Source organism: Bradyrhizobium sp. HKCCYLRH3099, from assembly GCF_051167855.1.
Lineage (GTDB): Bacteria > Pseudomonadota > Alphaproteobacteria > Rhizobiales > Xanthobacteraceae > Bradyrhizobium.
This window is the reverse complement of sequence record NZ_JBNPTW010000001.1, coordinates 974,557-991,337: the sequence shown is the minus strand read 5'-3', so window position 1 is coordinate 991,337 and position 16,781 is coordinate 974,557. Positions and strand designations below refer to the sequence as shown.

10 protein-coding genes are annotated in these 16,781 nt (G+C 65.7%); 6 read left to right on the top strand and 4 right to left on the bottom strand.

Annotation, left to right across the window (positions count from 1 at the left end; genetic code table 11):
* The first annotated feature begins 1 nt into the window (after window position 1).
* The 5 genes from ACQR1Y_RS04560 to ACQR1Y_RS04540 all read left to right on the top strand — a co-directional run bounded on the left by ACQR1Y_RS04560 (window position 2) and on the right by ACQR1Y_RS04540 (window position 7,454).
* Window positions 2-1,216 carry an NAD(P)/FAD-dependent oxidoreductase gene (locus ACQR1Y_RS04560; protein ID WP_434875249.1) on the top strand — a complete coding sequence of 405 codons (1,215 nt, stop codon included), beginning with the start codon at window positions 2-4 and terminating at the stop codon, window positions 1,214-1,216.
* A 17-nt stretch (window positions 1,217-1,233) separates the two neighbouring features.
* Window positions 1,234-3,927 (top strand): nitrate reductase, encoded by a 2,694-nt coding sequence (locus tag ACQR1Y_RS04555; protein ID WP_434875250.1) that lies wholly within the window; start codon window positions 1,234-1,236, stop codon window positions 3,925-3,927.
* A 159-nt stretch (window positions 3,928-4,086) separates the two neighbouring features.
* Window positions 4,087-4,926, top strand: coding sequence for an aldo/keto reductase (locus ACQR1Y_RS04550; protein WP_434875251.1), 840 nt, complete (start codon window positions 4,087-4,089; stop codon window positions 4,924-4,926).
* Between the two features lie 196 nt (window positions 4,927-5,122).
* A complete protein-coding gene (locus ACQR1Y_RS04545) occupies window positions 5,123-6,076 on the top strand; it encodes a DMT family transporter (protein ID WP_434857225.1) in 954 nt (317 codons plus the stop codon).
* 205 nt (window positions 6,077-6,281) lie between these two features.
* Window positions 6,282-7,454, top strand: a complete 1,173-nt coding sequence (locus tag ACQR1Y_RS04540; protein ID WP_434875252.1) for a fumarylacetoacetate hydrolase family protein — start codon at window positions 6,282-6,284, stop codon at window positions 7,452-7,454.
* 130 nt (window positions 7,455-7,584) lie between these two features.
* Here the strand turns inward: ACQR1Y_RS04540 and ACQR1Y_RS04535 are convergent, their stop codons facing one another.
* The 4 genes from ACQR1Y_RS04535 to ACQR1Y_RS04520 all read right to left on the bottom strand — a co-directional run bounded on the left by ACQR1Y_RS04535 (window position 7,585) and on the right by ACQR1Y_RS04520 (window position 13,876).
* A complete protein-coding gene (locus tag ACQR1Y_RS04535) occupies window positions 7,585-8,535 on the bottom strand; it encodes a hypothetical protein (protein WP_434875253.1) in 951 nt (316 codons plus the stop codon).
* A gap of 739 nt (window positions 8,536-9,274) precedes the next feature.
* The gene (locus ACQR1Y_RS04530) at window positions 9,275-10,531 is read right to left on the bottom strand and encodes a 2Fe-2S iron-sulfur cluster-binding protein (protein ID WP_434875254.1); all 1,257 of its coding nucleotides are present in this window, start codon (window positions 10,529-10,531) and stop codon (window positions 9,275-9,277) included.
* Between the two features lie 57 nt (window positions 10,532-10,588).
* Window positions 10,589-11,692, bottom strand: coding sequence for a ferredoxin (locus tag ACQR1Y_RS04525; RefSeq protein ID WP_434894297.1), 1,104 nt, complete (start codon window positions 11,690-11,692; stop codon window positions 10,589-10,591).
* Window positions 11,693-13,414: 1,722 nt separating this feature from the next.
* The gene (locus ACQR1Y_RS04520) at window positions 13,415-13,876 is read right to left on the bottom strand and encodes an Lrp/AsnC family transcriptional regulator (RefSeq protein WP_434875256.1); all 462 of its coding nucleotides are present in this window, start codon (window positions 13,874-13,876) and stop codon (window positions 13,415-13,417) included.
* A gap of 142 nt (window positions 13,877-14,018) precedes the next feature.
* Here ACQR1Y_RS04520 and ACQR1Y_RS04515 point away from each other — a divergent pair, with 142 nt between their 5' ends.
* Window positions 14,019-16,418 (top strand): transketolase, encoded by a 2,400-nt coding sequence (locus ACQR1Y_RS04515; RefSeq protein ID WP_434875257.1) that lies wholly within the window; start codon window positions 14,019-14,021, stop codon window positions 16,416-16,418.
* Window positions 16,419-16,781: the final 363 nt, after the last annotated feature.

Here is a 16,781-nt window from a genome sequence, read left to right as displayed (position 1 = left end):
ATTGAGTGAGCCGCTCGTCATCGTCGGCAACGGCATGGCCGCTGCGAAGCTGGTCGAGGAGCTGTCGCGGACGGCGCTCGGCCGCTATGCGATCGCCGTGATCGGCGAGGAGCCGCGGCTCGCCTACAACCGCGTGCTGCTGTCCTCGGTGCTGGCGGGCGAGGCGGCCTCGCACGAGATCGAGCTCAAGCCGGCCGAGTGGTGGCGCGAGCGCGGCGTAACCTTGAAGTACGGCGCGCGCGTCACGAGTATCGATGTCGGCCGCCGCGAGCTGCAGATCGAGAACGACGAGAACGTCGCGTTCTCGCGTCTCGTTCTGGCGACCGGCTCGCTGCCGCTGCGACTGCCCGTGCCCGGAGCTGATCTGGCCGGCGTGCACACGTTTCGCGACAGCCGCGACACCGACGTGCTGCTCAGCCTCGCCGCGAAGAAGGGGCGCGTCGTCGTGATCGGTGGCGGGCTGCTCGGGCTGGAAGCCGCCTATGGCCTGGCGCGGGCCGGTGCCCAGGTCACGCTGCTGCACCTGATGGACCGCCTGATGGAGCGTCAGCTCGATGCGCCCGCAGCTGCGCTGCTGAAAGTGCTGGTCGAGCGCAAGGGCATCGAGGTCCTGCTGCAGGCGAGCACGGCGGCGATCCACGGCGAGGACCGGGTCGAAGGCGTGGAGCTCGCCGGTGGGCGGCGCATCGCTGCCGACGCGGTGATCTTCGCCGCCGGCATCAGGCCCAACGTGACACTCGCCAAGGAGGCGGGGCTCGCCGTCAATCGCGGCATCGTCGTCGATGACGCCATGCAGACCTCGGCACCCGGCATCTTCGCGCTGGGCGAATGCGCCGAGCATCGCGGTACCTGCTACGGTCTCGTCGAGCCCGCTTACGAGCAGGCGCGGGTGCTGGCCCGGCATCTTGCCGGCCGCAAGGCGGCGTATTGCGGCAGCGTGGTGTCGACCAATCTGAAGGTGTCCGGCGTCGCGGTGTTTTCCGCCGGCGACTTCGTCGGCGCCGAGGGCAGCGAGGCGATCGTGCTCAATGACGCCAGGCGCGGCATCTACAAGAAATTGGTCATCGCCGACGGGCGCCTGACCGGCGTCGTGCTGATCGGCGACACGCAGGATGCGCTCTGGTATCGCGATCTGATCCGCAACCGTGAACCGATCGTATCGATCCGGACCGAGATGATGTTCGGCCGCGTGAGGACGCGGCCGAAGGCAGCGTGAGAGAGGGGCCTCGCACGATGACGAGCATTGATCCGAAATTGCGCACGGTGCGCACGGCCTGTCCCTATTGCGGCGTCGGCTGCGGCGTGCTCGCCACGCCCGACGGCAGCGGCGGCGCGGCCATTTCCGGGGATCCCGTGCATCCGGCCAATCTCGGCCGGCTTTGCTCCAAGGGCTCGGCGCTCGGCGAGACGCTGGGCCTCGAGAACCGGCTGCTCCATCCGATGGTCCGCTGCAAGCACGGCATGGAGCGGGTGGCCTGGAGCGACGCGCTCGACCACGTCGCGACGCGGCTGAAGCACATCGTCGCGCGCGACGGCGAGGATGCGGTGGCGTTCTATCTCTCGGGCCAGATGCTGACCGAGGACTATTACGTCGCCAACAAGCTGATGAAGGGGTTTCTCGGCTCGGCCAATGTCGACACCAATTCGCGGCTGTGCATGGCGTCCTCAGTCGCCGGCCATCGCCGCGCGTTCGGCGCCGACACCGTGCCTGGCACCTATGAGGATCTCGACCAGGCCGATCTGCTGGTGTTCGTCGGCAGCAACGCCGCCTGGTGCCATCCGGTGCTCTACCAGCGCATGCTGGCCAACAAGCAGAACCGCGGCGCGAAGTTCGTCGTCATCGATCCGCGCCGCACTGACACCGCGAGCGAAGCCGACCTGTTCCTCGGCCTGAAGCCCGGCACCGACGCGGCGCTGTTCTCCGGCCTGCTGGTGCATCTCGCCGACAGCGGCGCGCTCGATGGCGACTACATCGCGTGTCACACGTCAGGCTTCGACGAAACGCTCGCGCGTGCCCGCAATCTCGCCGGCAGCGCCGCTGCGACCGCGCTGGCAACCGGCCTGTCGGAGGCCGACGTCGCCGCCTTCTTCAAGCTGTTTCGCGACACGCCCAAGGCTGTCACGCTGTATTCGCAAGGGGTGAACCAGTCGGCGCAGGGCACCGACAAGGTCAACGCGATCCTCAACTGCCATCTCGCCACCGCTCGCATCGGCAAGCCCGGCATGGGGCCGTTCTCGCTGACCGGCCAGCCCAACGCGATGGGCGGCCGCGAGGTCGGCGGTCTCGCCAATCAGCTCGCCGCTCACATGAGCTTCACGCCGCCGGACATCGATCGTGTCAGACGCTTCTGGAAGGCCTCCGATATCGCCACCCATGAGGGCTTGAAGGCGGTGCAGATGTTCGAGGCGATCGCGCGCGGCCAGATCAAGGCGCTGTGGGTGATCGGTACTAACCCGGCGGTGTCGCTGCCGGATGCCGATCTTGTCCGCACGGCGCTGAAGAAGCTCGAACTGTTCGTCGTCTCCGAGAACGTCCGCTCCAACGACACCGTCGATGTCGGCGCGCATGTGCTGCTGCCGGCGCAGGCCTGGGGCGAGAAGTCGGGCACCGTGACGAATTCCGAGCGCCGCATCTCGCGCCAGCGGGCGTTCATGACGCCGGCCGGCGAGGCCAAGCCCGACTGGTGGATCCTCAGCGAGGTCGGCAAGCGGCTCGGCCACGCCGCCGCGTTCAACTACACCTCCGCCGCCGACGTCTTCCGCGAGCACGCCGCACTGTCGGCGTTCGAGAACGAGGGCAGCCGCGATTTCGACATCGGCGGTCTTTCGACCTTGTCGGACGAGGAATACGACACGATGGCGCCGTTGCAGTGGCCGGTGCGCGCGGGCAAGACGCCCGAGCCGCGCTTCTTCGCCGACGGCGCCTTCTACACCCACGACCGCAAGGCGCGCTTCGTCGCGCCGGAGATGCCGGCGCTGCGCAGCGAGACCAATGCCGCGCGTCCCTTGCGGCTGAACACCGGCCGCATCCGCGACCAGTGGCACACGATGACGCGCACCGGCCTCAGCCCGCGTCTTGGCGCCCACCTGCCGGAGCCGTTCGTCGAGGTACATCCGGACGACGCGCTGCGCTACGGCCTGATGCATGACGGCTTTGCCAAGGTCACGACCGAGCACGGACAGTGCATCCTGAAAGTCGTCGTCAGCGAGCGCCAGCAGCGCGGCATGCTGTTCGCGCCGATTCATTGGAACGCGAGCAACTCCTCGCATGGCCGCGTCGGCGCGCTGGTCGCCTCGCACACCGATCCGTTCTCCGGCCAGCCCGAGGCCAAGGCGACGCCGGCCGCGATCTCACCTTACGAGTACGTCTTCCGCGGCTTCATCCTGTCTCGCACCGAACTCGCGCTGCCGTCCAATCTATGGTGGGTGCGCGCGACCGTTCCGGGCGGCTTCGGCTATCTGTTCGCCGACAATGGCGACCTGATGCGCTGGCCCGGCTGGTTCAAGGCGCGCGCCACCGACGATGTCGCCGACTACATGGATGTCGGCGGTGGCGTCTATCGCGCCGCGTCGTTCGACGGCGACCGCATCGCGACCTCGGTGTTCGTCGGCCCCGGCCACGATGCCGGCGACTGGAACGTCGTGAAGACCATGTTCGCTGCCGACCGCCTCGACGACGAGCAGCGCCGCATGCTGCTGTCGGGGCGGGCGCCGGATGGCACGGGCGGCGGCCCGATCGTCTGCGCCTGCTTCGGCGTCGGCCGGGACACGATCTGCGACGCGATCGCGTCGGGCGCCCGCACGCCGGCGGTGATCGGCGCGCAGCTCAAGGCCGGCACCAATTGCGGCTCCTGCATCCCCGAGATGAAGCGCCTGATCGCGCAGGTGCCGGCGCAGGCGGCTGATGCAGTGAAGGTGGCGAGCTAGCCTCGATCGACGACCCTGAGACGAGGGCGCAGCCCTCGTCATTGCGAGCGAAGCGAAGCAATCCAGAGTCCCGTCCACCATCCTGGATTGCTTCGCTGCGCTCGCAATGACGGCGTGCGGTGATCGACGTCGCGCACCGCATCCTCTATGCTCCCCTCCATGAAGCACAAGACATTCGGAACCGGCGGCACCGGCGTGTCCGTGATCGGGCAGGGCACCTGGTATCTCGACCACGCCGACCGCAAGCGCGCCATCGCCACGTTGCAGCGCGGGCTCGACCGCGGCATGACGCATATCGACACCGCCGAGATGTATGGCGACGCTGAGCTCGTCATCGCCGAGGCGATCGCCGGCCGCCGCGACGAGGTGTTCCTGGTCTCCAAGGTGCTGCCGAGCAACGCGTCGCGCAAAGGCACCATCACGGCCTGCGAGCGCTCGCTGACGCGGCTCAAGACCGACCGTCTCGATTGCTACCTGCTGCATTGGCCGGGCTCTTATCCGCTGGAAGAGACGGTCGCGGCATTCGAGGAGCTGAAATCCACCGGCAAGATCGCCTCCTGGGGCGTCAGCAATTTCGACGTCGACGATCTCGACGAGCTGCTCGACGTGGCAGGCCCCGGCAAGATCGCCTGCAACCAAGTGCTCTATCATCTGCAGGAGCGCGCCATCGAGCATGCCGTCATTCCGTGGTGCGGCCAGCACGGCGTCGCGGTGGTCGCTTATTCGCCGTTCGGCCATGACGACTTCCCCGAGCGCCGCAGTCCCGGCGGCGAGGTGCTGCAGCGCATCGCCGAGCAGCACCAGGTGACACCGCGGCAGATCGCGCTCGCCTTCCTCACCCGCGCGTCCTCGCTGCTCGCGATCCCGAAGGCCTCGCGCCCGGAACACGCCGAGGAGAATGCCGCCGCCGGCGACGTGGAGCTGACCGCGGCCGACATTGCCGCGATCGACCGCGCCTTTCCGCGCGGGCCGAAGCCGCGGGGATTGCCGATGCTGTAGCGCAGCATCACGGAGTATTACGGATTTTTGCTACTCCGGCGCGACCAGCGCATAGATGCTGCCCGCTTTCAACGGGTTGTCGCCACGGCGTGATTGGCGTTTTGTCGCCTCTCACCGAATCGTTCCGTCTCTCAACCTTTCGAGTTCGACCGTGACCCCGCCCCCGAGTGCGGCAGCCGCCGCGCGACTCGACGACGTGCCGACCTCCGTGCAGCAGAAGCCCGCCGCTTCGCCCAAGCGTGCGCCCGCACGCGCCGACCGCCCGTTCCGCGGTATCGCGCTGATCCTGCTGTCGACCGTGTTTCTCGGCACCTCGGACGTCACGGCGAAATATCTCTCCAAGACGTTGCCGTCGATCGAGATCACCTGGATCCGCTTCGTGGTGTTCGCGCTCATCATGGTGCCCGCGATGATCCCGGCCTCGCCGCTGTTTGCGATGCGCACCGAGCGGGTCGGGTTCCACCTGCTGCGCGGCGTCGCGCTGCTGGGCTCGTCGATCATGTTCATCTCCGGCCTGCGCTATCTGCCGATCGCGGAGGCCTCTGCCACCGGCTTCGTCGCGCCGCTGTTCGTGACCGCGCTGTCGATCGTCTTCCTCAGCGAGAAGGTCGGCCTGCGCCGCTGGATCGCGACTGCCGTCGGCCTGTTCGGCGTGCTGATCATCCTGCGCCCGGGTACCGGCGCCTTCCATCTCGCCGCGCTGTTCCCGATAGCGTCCGCCTTCGCCTGGGCCTGCACCCTGATCATGACGCGGATGATGAGTGGTCGCGAGCATGCCATCACCATCATGACCTATTCGTCGATCGCCGGCGTCTGCCTGCTCTCGGCGATGGTGCCGTTCGTCTGGGTGACGCCGTCCTGGCAGGACATCGGCTTCGGCGTGCTGGTCGGCGTCGCCTCGACCATGGGGCAGTGGATCGTCGTGCTCGCCTTCCGTTATGCCGACGCCTCGGTGCTGGCGCCGTTCTCCTACACCCAGCTGTTGTGGGTCAGCATCCTCGGCTTCCTGGTGTTCGGCGAGCTGCCGGATGTCTGGACCATCGTCGGCGCCGCCTTCATCGTCTCCAGCGGCCTCTACACCGCCCATCGCGAGCGTGTCCGCCGCTCGCAACTTCTGCAAGTGGCCGGCGAAAGCTCGCCGAATCCTTAGACGTTAAGCCCACGTCATTCCGGGGCGAGGCCGAAGGCCTCGAACCCGGAATTTCGCGCTTGTCTTGCTCCCGCGCCTCATCTCGGGACTCCGGGTTCAAGGCCTATGGCCTTGCCCCGGAATGACGGAGCGTGTGGCTTGGAGTTGGCTCCGGCCGATGCTACCTCTGCTCCCGAGCAACAAGAACAATGGGGAGCACGCCGCGATGATCGATCTGACGCCCGAGACCGTATTGCCTGATGACGGCGCCAGCGGCACGCTGGTCGGCCGGGTCTGGCGCCCCGAGGCCGACGGCCCGGCCGTGGTCGCTGTGCGCGCGGATGGCGTGTTCGACGTCACCTCGGCCTTCCCGACCGTCACCGCGCTCTGCGAGCACGACGATCCCGCTGCGGCGCTCAACGCGATGAAAGGCGATCGCATCGGCGACCTGGCCGCCATCCTCGCCAACACGCCGCCCGACCGCCGCGATCCGGCCAAGCCGTGGCTGCTGGCCCCCGTCGACCTTCAGGTGCTCAAGGCCGCCGGCGTCACCTTCGCGATCTCGATGCTGGAGCGCGTGATCGAGGAGCGCGCGCGCGGCAATCCGGCCTCGGCCGAGGCGATCCGGACAGAGGTGGTGCGCCTGGTCGGCGACGATTTCTCCAAGCTCAAGCCGGGCTCGGAGCAGGCGATGCACCTCAAGCAGGTGCTGATCGAACAGAACGCCTGGAGCCAGTATCTCGAGGTCGGCATCGGCCCCGATGCCGAGGTCTTCACCAAGGCGCCGACGCTCTCCTCTGTCGGCACCGGCATGGATGCCGGGCTGCATCCGAAATCGACCTGGAACAACCCGGAGCCGGAGGTCGTGCTGGTGGTGTCGAGCCGGGGCGCGATCGTCGGCGCCACGCTCGGCAACGACGTCAATCTGCGCGACTTCGAGGGCCGCTCCGCGCTGCTGCTGTCCAAGGCCAAGGACAACAACGCCTCCTGCGCCATCGGCCCGCTGCTGCGCCTGTTCGACAAGAGATTCACCTTGGATGACGTCCGCAAGATGGACGTCGCGCTCAACGTCACCGGCAGCGACGGCTTCGTGCTCGACGGCCATTCCTCGATTTCGAAGATCAGCCGCGATCCGACCGATCTCGTCGCCCAGACCATCGGCGCCGTGCATCAGTACCCGGACGGCTTCGCGCTGTTCCTCGGCACGATGTTCGCACCCGTCAAGGACCGCGATGCGCCAGGGCAGGGCTTCACCCACAAGCGCGACGACATTGTCACCATCTCCGCCCCCCAGCTCGGCCGCCTCGTCAACCGCATGCGCAACAGCGACGAATGCGAGCCCTGGACGTTCGGCGTGAGTGCGCTGATGCGGAGTCTCGCGCGGCGGAAGCTGATCTGAGGTACGGCGGCTTCCACAAACTCGGTGTCATTCCGGGGGGCGCGACAGCGCGAGCCCGGAATCCATACGCCGCGGCAATGATGAGTGAGGCCCATGCAGTGACAGGCAACTCGTCATTTGCGCGCGGTTGTTACAACTTGGCTCGAAAGCTGTCGACCATGGTACGAAACTCAGGCGCGATGGCGTCAAACCGCTCGGAAAGAGCGGAGCCCATCATCACGACCGGACGTCCGCCAGGATAGAGAACAACAATCAAGTAGCTTCGCTGCTGGCCGCCGGACTGTTTACCCCGCCCTAGGAACTCGAATCCGGCGACACCTGCGACCTCAACGGGCTTTCCGCTCAAGATGCTCTTGTCGGAAATTGCACGAGACGTCAGAAACTGATTCTCGCCAAATTGCCGTTGATCTGCAGGGGCGACCGGCGCGTCGCCGGCCAACGTGGTGATGAAGACCGCATCGTCGATCTGTCCGTTCGGAGGCGGCGGGCTCTCTTTGAGCATCAAGGATCGTCCGCTGACTGGTAAGCGATATTTGAAGCGCGATGTCGGTTGAACCGAAAACGGCAGCGCCGCGATCGGATCGACCGAAGCCGCAGTGGCGATGCGCACACTCGCCAAGGCGGTGCGGATGGCAGCGTCCGTCAGACCGGCGGCGGGTGATTTGGCGACCGTAACAGTGACTGATCCGACAAAATCCTTGGCGTCGAAGAAGAGCAGCCATTTGTCATAAACCTCGCTGCCGACAGGCTGCTCTGCTCGTGCCATCAGGTGGTCGTAAGGAAACTTGTCGATTTGCTCAGTTGCCAGCAGGCGCATGCCGTGTTGGGCCATCGCGCCGGACGATAGGCCGCGGCGGATCTGCTCAAATCCACCGGCTGGCATCTCCGTCATGACAATCGATGCCTTTTGGGCGGGAGCGACGAAACCGGTGAAGCTGGACGAAGCAGCGAAGCCGGCCGGAAGTTCGATTCCGATGCGACTGCCTTTAGGAGCAACAATTTCGGTTGCAACCGACTTTGTGGACAGAATTGGTATGAACGCAAGCAGCCAAAACGAGAGGGCAACAGTCCAACGTCTCATCAGAAATCGTCCTTTTACACGTAGTCCGAAAAGCTACATTGCTTGCTGAACGGATGGCAAGTGCCGAAGAAGCATGCTGCTAATCGATCCGCATCATAGACCAATCACGCTGCGACTGCAGGAAACAAGGCTCTGATCCAAATTCGCCATGCCGATCGTGATTTCTCCAGGCGGGACGCTCTCGCCAAGTAGCGCGCGGCGAGGGACTGCCGGTCCGCCGAGAAGCGATGAACATGAGCCATTGTGTTTTCACATCGGCATTGACAGACGCAGCCTCACTTAGTGCGCGCTGATCGGCGCGCAGCCTTCCAGAACTGGTCGTTATTGCGGGGCGCGCGACAGCGCGCGCGGAATCCATACGCAGCAGCGCTCGTGAGTAAGGCGATTCGGGCGACAAACGTGGCCTGTCACGTCCGCTCGTGGTTATGGACTCCGGGCTCGCTCGCTCTTGCGAGCGCCCCGGAGTGACAGCGGGTTTGGAGTTGCCGCTGCTGCCCCCCTGACACATGCAGGGCTGCCGCATATGGAAATCCTGAGCTGTCGCGACGAGCGATGCTGTAAGTTGGGTTACTCCGTCATGCCCGGGCTTGTCCCGGGTATCCACGTCGTTCCGAGCACACCGTAGGACGTGGATGGCCGGGACAGGCCCGGCCATGACGATGTGGAGAGACAGGGGCCCAACTGCGACGTCGCCTCGCTTTCAAAATCGTTGTCGAACTAGCAATGCCGATACGCCGCCTCACGCATGCCCCGACGCCATCTGCCCCGCGGCGCGGCGGGGACGCTCGGAGACCTGCTCGCCCAGCGCGCGCTCGCGGACCAGCGACAGCGCGTGGTCGCGTTCGGCGGCCGTGCTGCGGCGGGGCTCGGCAACACGGGGCAGGACCATGTCGTCCTCGATCGGGTCCTTCGGCACCAGCGACAGCGCGCGGGCGAACGGATCGAGCGAGGCATCGTGGCCCTTGCCGCTGTCGCGGCTCGGCTCCGGCTCGGCGGGACGCCGCGCCACCAGTGTCTTGATGCGGCCGAGGATGCCGGATGGCGCTTCGTGCGGAGCGGATTCGAACGGATCGGCGTAGAACGTCGCGCCGGCCTTCTCGACCATGCCTGCGAGCGCGGTGACCATGCGCGGCGAGCCGCAGGCATAGACCACGTCGGAGGCGGTCAGCGTCGGCATCGCCGGCTCGATCCGTCCGGTGCGGATCGAGGGATGATTGACCGGACCTTCCTCGACCGTCGGGATCACCGTGACGTTCGGCAGCCGCGCGAGTTGCGCCAGGATCGGCGTCATGTAGAGCTGCGGCAGCTTCTTGGCGCCGGCGATGATCACCATCGGCCGGCTGCGGTTCTCGCGCAGCGCCATCGCCGCGATCGCCCAGATCGGCGCGAAGCCGGTACCGCTGCCAGCGAGCACCAGACGGCCGGCCCCGCCCGGCCGCAGGAACGCATGACCATACGGCCCCTGGATGCGCAGCCGATGCCCGGGGCGGATGCCGCTGCCGAGCGCCTGCGTGACGCGGCCGCCGCGCACCTTCTTGATGTTGAGATGGATGACACGGCCGCCGATGCGGCCGTCGAATGAGGCGGTCGGGCTGTAGGCGCGCGCCGGATAGCCGGCGAAGGTGAACTTGAAGTACTGGCCCGGCAGATAGCTGATGCTCTTCTCCGGCGCGATCATCAGCTCCATGATATCGGGCGCGACCTCGCGCAGGCCCACCAGCCGCGCCTTGCTGATGTCGATCTCCGGCACGTCCTCCACCTCGACGTCGAGGTCGGAGACGACGCGCGCCTGGCACGCATAGATCATCCCTTGTGTATGCGTCTCGCCGCATACCGTCTGTCCCTTGGCGACGTGAACCATGCAGGTGCCGCAGGTGCCCGCGCGGCAGTCGAACGGAATCTCGACGCCGTTGGCGAGCGCGCCGTCGAGCAGCACGTCGCCCGCGCGAAGGCGGAACTGGCGGCCTTTGACGGTGACGGTCCTGAAGTTCGACATGATCAACTCCTCGCTCGATACGCTATTGACGGTGTGGGCTGTCGTGACGCCGCGGGATCAGGCCTTGCCGGGCGAGACGCGGATCAGGTTCTTGTTGGCCGTGCTCTCGAACCGGCTCGACCAGTAGTTCGACGCCATCACCGGCCGCTTCAGCCAGCTTACCTTCGGATTGCGCAGCACCAGGAACCAGAAGAAGAACGGCGTCGTGACGAGATGCGAGACCAGCGGAAACCAGTCCGGCAGCAGCGAGGCGGGGCCGGGCAGGCGATACCAATAGTAGGTGCTGATCGCGGTGGCCGCGAAGATGCGGTGCATCCGTGTGCGCGAGGCAGGCTTGTAGCGCAAGACGTGCTCACCGATCTTGAAGATGATGTAGCTGATGATCGCAGCGACGAACGGCCACGCATAGGCCGAGATGATCTCGGCCTGTCCAACCTGCTGTGGTGGATAGTCCGGCACCTGGAACCAGCCCCAGACGAAGCCGGGGAAGCTGCCGATCAGGAAGTTGCCGAGGAACTGCTGGACTTTCGTCGGCACGCCCGCGGTCGGCGTCAGCTCGGGCGTGGAGTCGGGGCAGGGATTGCTGCAGGCTTCGCAGATATTGCAGCGGGCGTTCTTGAAGGTGAGGGCCGGATTAGTGCCATAGAGGCGCTCGACGGGATGGATCGGGCACAGCGACGTGCACCAGCCCGAGCGCATCTCGAACACCGAGCCCATCGCGAACGCCATGAACGCGGCCGACAGCAGCATCAGCGCGGTCAGCGGGCCATCGACATTCAGGCCGATGCGCCGCATCGGCACGACGATGAACAGCAGCGTCACGCTGACCACCGCCAAGGTCGCCGCGCCCCATTCAGGCATGCGGATGTTCTGCGAGATGCCCATCTTGTTGGGCAAGAGATGAAACGTCGCCATCGGACAGATGTTGCGCCACAGGCCCGGCGAGATCGTCACCAGCGCCGGCGCGACCGGGATCAGCAGATTCCACATCAAGGCGATGCCGAGCGCTGGAAAGAACAGCAGCAGGTTCACCAGGAGAACGCCGACGACCAGCATCACCGTCTGCATCGTCAGCCAGAACCGCCGTTCCGCCCGTCCGGTGCTGCGGCTGCCCGGCTGCGCCGCCGGCTGATACTTGGCGGGAGCCACCTTGACGGCCACATGGGCGAGCGGCGGGGCGTCTCCATACTGCGAACCGAAATCGTACCGGGGCGAACGTTGGGCGCTGTTGTTTGGCATTGCTTTCCAGGACGCGTTGTTCTGCACGATCGCGCCGACGTCACGATCCCAGGAGCTGGACTTGTTAGTCCGACAATTCCTGTCAGTTCGTGTCTCAGCGCATGCTGTGCTGCAGAATCTGACGGCGAGATGTGGCGCTTTTTGACGGCCAATATGGACGTCCCTGGGCCATGCTGCGGTTGGGTTGCGGCCGTTTGATCTGGATCAAACCGAGGAACATCAAGGATTTGATCGGGATCTGGAGAGGTTTTTGCGAGGCGTTTGATCTGGATCAATGACGGCCTCGGCCGTGACAGATCTTGGGCCCGATCGAGTTCGATCTTGACCCTCATTCGGAGTGCGCTGATGGGGGCATCTCGCTCTATCGCACGTCATGACCGCCACTCCTCCCCCTGAGGAGACCGCCTCAAGGCGGTCGTCTCGAAGGGCGAGGCCTCGCTGGGGCCTCATGGTTCGAGACGCGCCGCGAGGGACGCTCGTAGTTCGCATTGACTTGCTTGGCGCGGCGCTCCTCACCATGAGGAGAGGCGTCGAGGGCGGCGCCGCACACTGGATCATGGGAACGTCAGCCGGCGTCTTCATTCGGAACAGCGATCGCCGAGGCTGACTGTCGGGAGATGTGACGATGTGACTGCTCGTCGGGCAAATCAGTTGCCCGCTGCAAAACCTGTCCAGCCCTGGCTGCAAAAATAAACCGCTTGTCGACTTCGTAAAAGCAGCATTATGATTTGATCGTTCCGTTGCGTCGGAGGGGACGTATCGCGGTCGTCACGGACGTCGGCAGCGGAATGCGGTGGGCGTGTGTCGTTGCAGCGTGATCATTCGCGCCGACGAACAAGGATGCACGCACGGTCAAGTCGCACGGTCCTGACACCCCGATGCTGGTGTCCAGCGCAATGCGCGTAAGCGCATTGTCGCGATACGGTGGCCAGAAAGCCCGGCGCACCGGGGAGAATGCGAAGCAGCCGTTCAAACCATCGCGCAGGGAGGGCCGGGCGTTCTCGGCCAGACCTGTGGTACCCACCGCCTGCATTTTTTCCGCAGGCGGGCCACGGGCGCGGCCAGCGCCCGGCCTTCCCTGCGCCCTTCACTGACAAAAGGGCGATGAGATCAGCATGACCCGGGCGAAGGGCGTCGCGGGACGGCGAACGCATGTGGTGATGATGCGGGTGAATCCTGCGCTCGTGTGGCGCTTCAGATGCTTGTGGCAATTCCGTCGACACGACAAAGGTCGTCATTCCGGGACGCGACGCGCAGCGGCGCGGGCCCGGAATCCATACTCCCGATCGTGGTTATGGATTCCGGGCTCGCGCTCCGCGCGCCCCGGAATGACGGAGGAGAGAGATGAGCACATGCGCGCATACCTTTATGCGGGGCACGACACATCGCTCGAGGGAGTCCAGGCGCCTCAGCCAGCTCCGCTGTCGTCCCGGACAAGCCCGGCAACGCGCAGCGTTGTCGGGCGCCGATCCGGGACCCATACCCCCAGGGAGAAGTTTGTGGCGGGATGGCAATTGGCTTTTTCGCGCATCGCAACCGCCGCGGCGTATGGGTCCCGGATCGGCGCGTGCTGCCGGACAACGCTGCGCGTTGCCGGAGCACGCTTGTCCGGGACGACGGTGGTGGGTGGGGCGGCGGCCTGGCTCACACCGGCAATGCGATCGAGTACTTCACCTGGCTCAGCGCAAAGCTCGACTCGATCGAGGCGATGCCGTCGAGCCGCGTCAGCTTGGTCTTCAGGAAGGCCTCGTACGACGACAGATCGGCCGCCACTACGCGCAGCATGTAGTCACGGTTGCCGGTCATCAGATAGCACTCCAGCACTTCCGGCCACGCCGAGATCGCCTTTTCGAAGCGCTTGAGATCCTCCTCCTTCTGCCGCGCCAGCTTGATCGAGATGAAGACCGAGACGTGCAGCCCGAGCGCCTTCTGGTCGACGGTGGCGAGATAGCGGGTGATGACGCCACGCTCTTCCAGCAGCTTGACGCGGCGGTGGCAGGGCGACACCGACAGGCCGACCTTGTCGGCGAGCTCCTGCATGGTGATGCGGCCGTCGGCCTGGAGGTGGCCGAGGATCTTGCGGTCGATGGTGTCGAGGTCGGGCATTGGGATATGGCACCGAAAAAGATCGTTGTGATGGGAAAATATCCCAATAATGACCCGCCGTGCGCGAAAATTTGAGAATTATGGTCGCCTCAGCAGGATTAGAGTCAACGAATCCACCGAACGCCCCTGGGAGCAGCGCGCCATGGCCAAGCCATCTGCATTGACGCCATCCGCATCGACAGCATCCGCACCGTCAGACCGTCTCGCCATCCTGAACGCGCTGACCCGCAAGGCGCTGTGGCTGTCGTCCTGGACCATCCACCACGCCAACCACATCCGGCCGAACATCGACGGCCTGAAGGTCGGCGGCCACCAGGCGTCCTCGGCGTCGCTCGCGACCATCATGTCGGCATTGTACTTCTCGGTGCTGCGCCCCGAGGACCGCGTCGCGGTCAAGCCGCACGCGAGTCCCGTCTTCCACGCCATCCAATATCTGTTCGGCCGCCAGACGAAGGAGAAGCTGGAGAATTTCCGCGGCTTCAAGGGCGCGCAGTCCTATCCGTCGCGCACCAAGGATGTCGATGACGTCGATTTCTCGACCGGCTCGGTCGGCCTCGGTGTGGCGCAGACGCTGTTCTCCTCGCTTGTGCAGGACTACGTCAAGGCGCATGGCTGGATGAAGGACCGCCGCGAGGGCCGCATGATCGCGCTGGTCGGCGACGCCGAAATGGACGAGGGCAACATCTTCGAGGCCTTGGCGGAGGGCTGGAAGCACGGCCTGCGCAATACCTGGTGGATCGTCGACTACAACCGCCAGAGCCTCGATGCCGTGGTGCGCGAGGGTCTCTGGGAGAAGTTCGAGACCATGTTCCGCAATTTCGGGTGGGACGTGGTGATCGTGAAATACGGCCGGCTGATGCGCGAAGCCTTCGCCGAGCCCGGCGGCGAGGCACTGCGCCGCTGGATCGACAACTGCCCCAATGCGCTGTACGCGGCACTGTGCTTCCAGGGTGGGGCTGCCTTCCGCAAGCACATCCAGGACGAGATCGGCGACCAGGGCGACGTGACGCGGCTGCTCGACAAGCGCAGCGACGACGAGCTGCTGGCGCTGATGTCCAATCTCGGCGGCCACGACATGGCCAGCATGCTGGAGGCGTTCGAGTCCATCGATCACGACCGCCCGGTCTGCTTCATCGCCTACACCATCAAGGGCGTCGGCCTGCCGTTCCAGGGCCACAAGGACAACCATGCCGGCCTGATGACGGTCGCGCAGATGGAGACCTGGCGTGCGCAGCAGAACATCCGCCCGGGCCATGAGTGGGACAAGTTCGAGGGCCTGACGCAGGACTCGGCGACCTTGGAGGCATTCCTCAAATCCGTGCCGTTCAATCGCGACGGCCGCCGGCTCGACGATGCCGTCTTCGACGTGCCGGAGCGGCTGACCTTCACTGCGGCGTCGCAGATGTCGACGCAGCAGGGCTTTGGCCTGATCCTCAACGATCTCGCGCGCAGCGACACCGCGATGGCCTCACGCATCGTGACCTCGTCGCCGGACGTGACCGTCTCGACCAATCTCGGCGCCTGGGTCAACCGCCGCGGCCTGTTCGCGCATGCCGAGAAGGCCGATCTGTTCCGCAGCGAGAAGATCCCCTCGACCTTCAACTGGGCGGCGTCGCCGAAGGGCCAGCACATCGAGCTCGGCATCGCCGAGATGAACCTGTTCATCATGGCCTCGGCGCTCGGCCTGTCGCATTCCATCAACGGCGCGCGGCTGCTGCCGATCGTGACCTTGTACGATCCCTTCATCGAGCGCGGCCTCGATGCGCTGAACTACGCCTGCTATCAGGATGCCCGTTTCATGGTGGTCGCGACACCGTCGGGCGTCACGCTCGCGCCGGAGGGCGGCGCGCACCAGTCGATCGCGACGCCGCTGATCGGCATGGCGCAGGACGGGCTGTCGTCGTTCGAGCCCGCCTTCGTCGACGAGCTCGCGGCGATCATGAAGTGGGGCTTTGCCCACATGCAGGCCGCGCCGGGCGAGGGCGGTTCGGTGTACCTGCGACTGTCGACCCGCCCGGTCGACCAGCCGCAGCGCATCATGACCCCGGAGATGGAAGCCGACATCGCCGCCGGCGCCTATTGGCTGCGCAAGCCGGGGCCGAACGCGGAGGTGATCATTGCGTATACGGGGACGGTGGCGCCGGAGGCGATCGAGGCCACCGGGCTGATCGGCGAATCCCGCCGCGACGTCGGCCTGCTCGCGATCACCTCGGCCGACCGGCTGCATGCCGGCTGGACCGCGGCACGTAGCCTGCGCCGGCATCGCCGCGGCACCCAGCACCTCAGCCACATCGAGCAGCTGCTCGCGCCGCTGCCGCGCGATTGCGGCATCGTCACCGTCATCGACGGCCATCCGGCGACGCTCGGCTGGCTCGGTTCGGTGCGCGGCCATCGCGTCGAGGCGCTGGGGGTGGAGAAGTTCGGCCAGACCGGCACGATCGACGATCTCTATCGCCACAACGGCATGGATGCGAACGCGATCATCGATGCCGCCGAGAGCCTGACAGGCGCGCCGGTCCGGCATCGCAAGATGGCGGTGTGAGGCGGCCAAAAACGAGGACGCCGCCTCCCTCACCTGGATGAGGGAGACGGCGTCGCAACTTGGATCAAATGTCTAGGTTATGAAACGCTACGCAATACAAACTGACGAAAGTATCGGTTCTGAAATCCTGTCCGGCGTCCTTTCGAGAAGCCGTCATGTCTATGACGAGGAGACTAGCCAGCGCGATCGAGCCGCGATGTGAAGCAGTTCACATCTTGGAAATGAATCTTTGAGGTGGGAATTCTGCCATCCGGAATGACGGTCATTCGGAGGCGAAAGAGGGAAGCCGCGGTTGTTGCGGCGCAAAATGGAGCGGCGACGAAACGCAGGCCGGTCGGCTTGCGTCGGTCGCGGCCTTGCTCC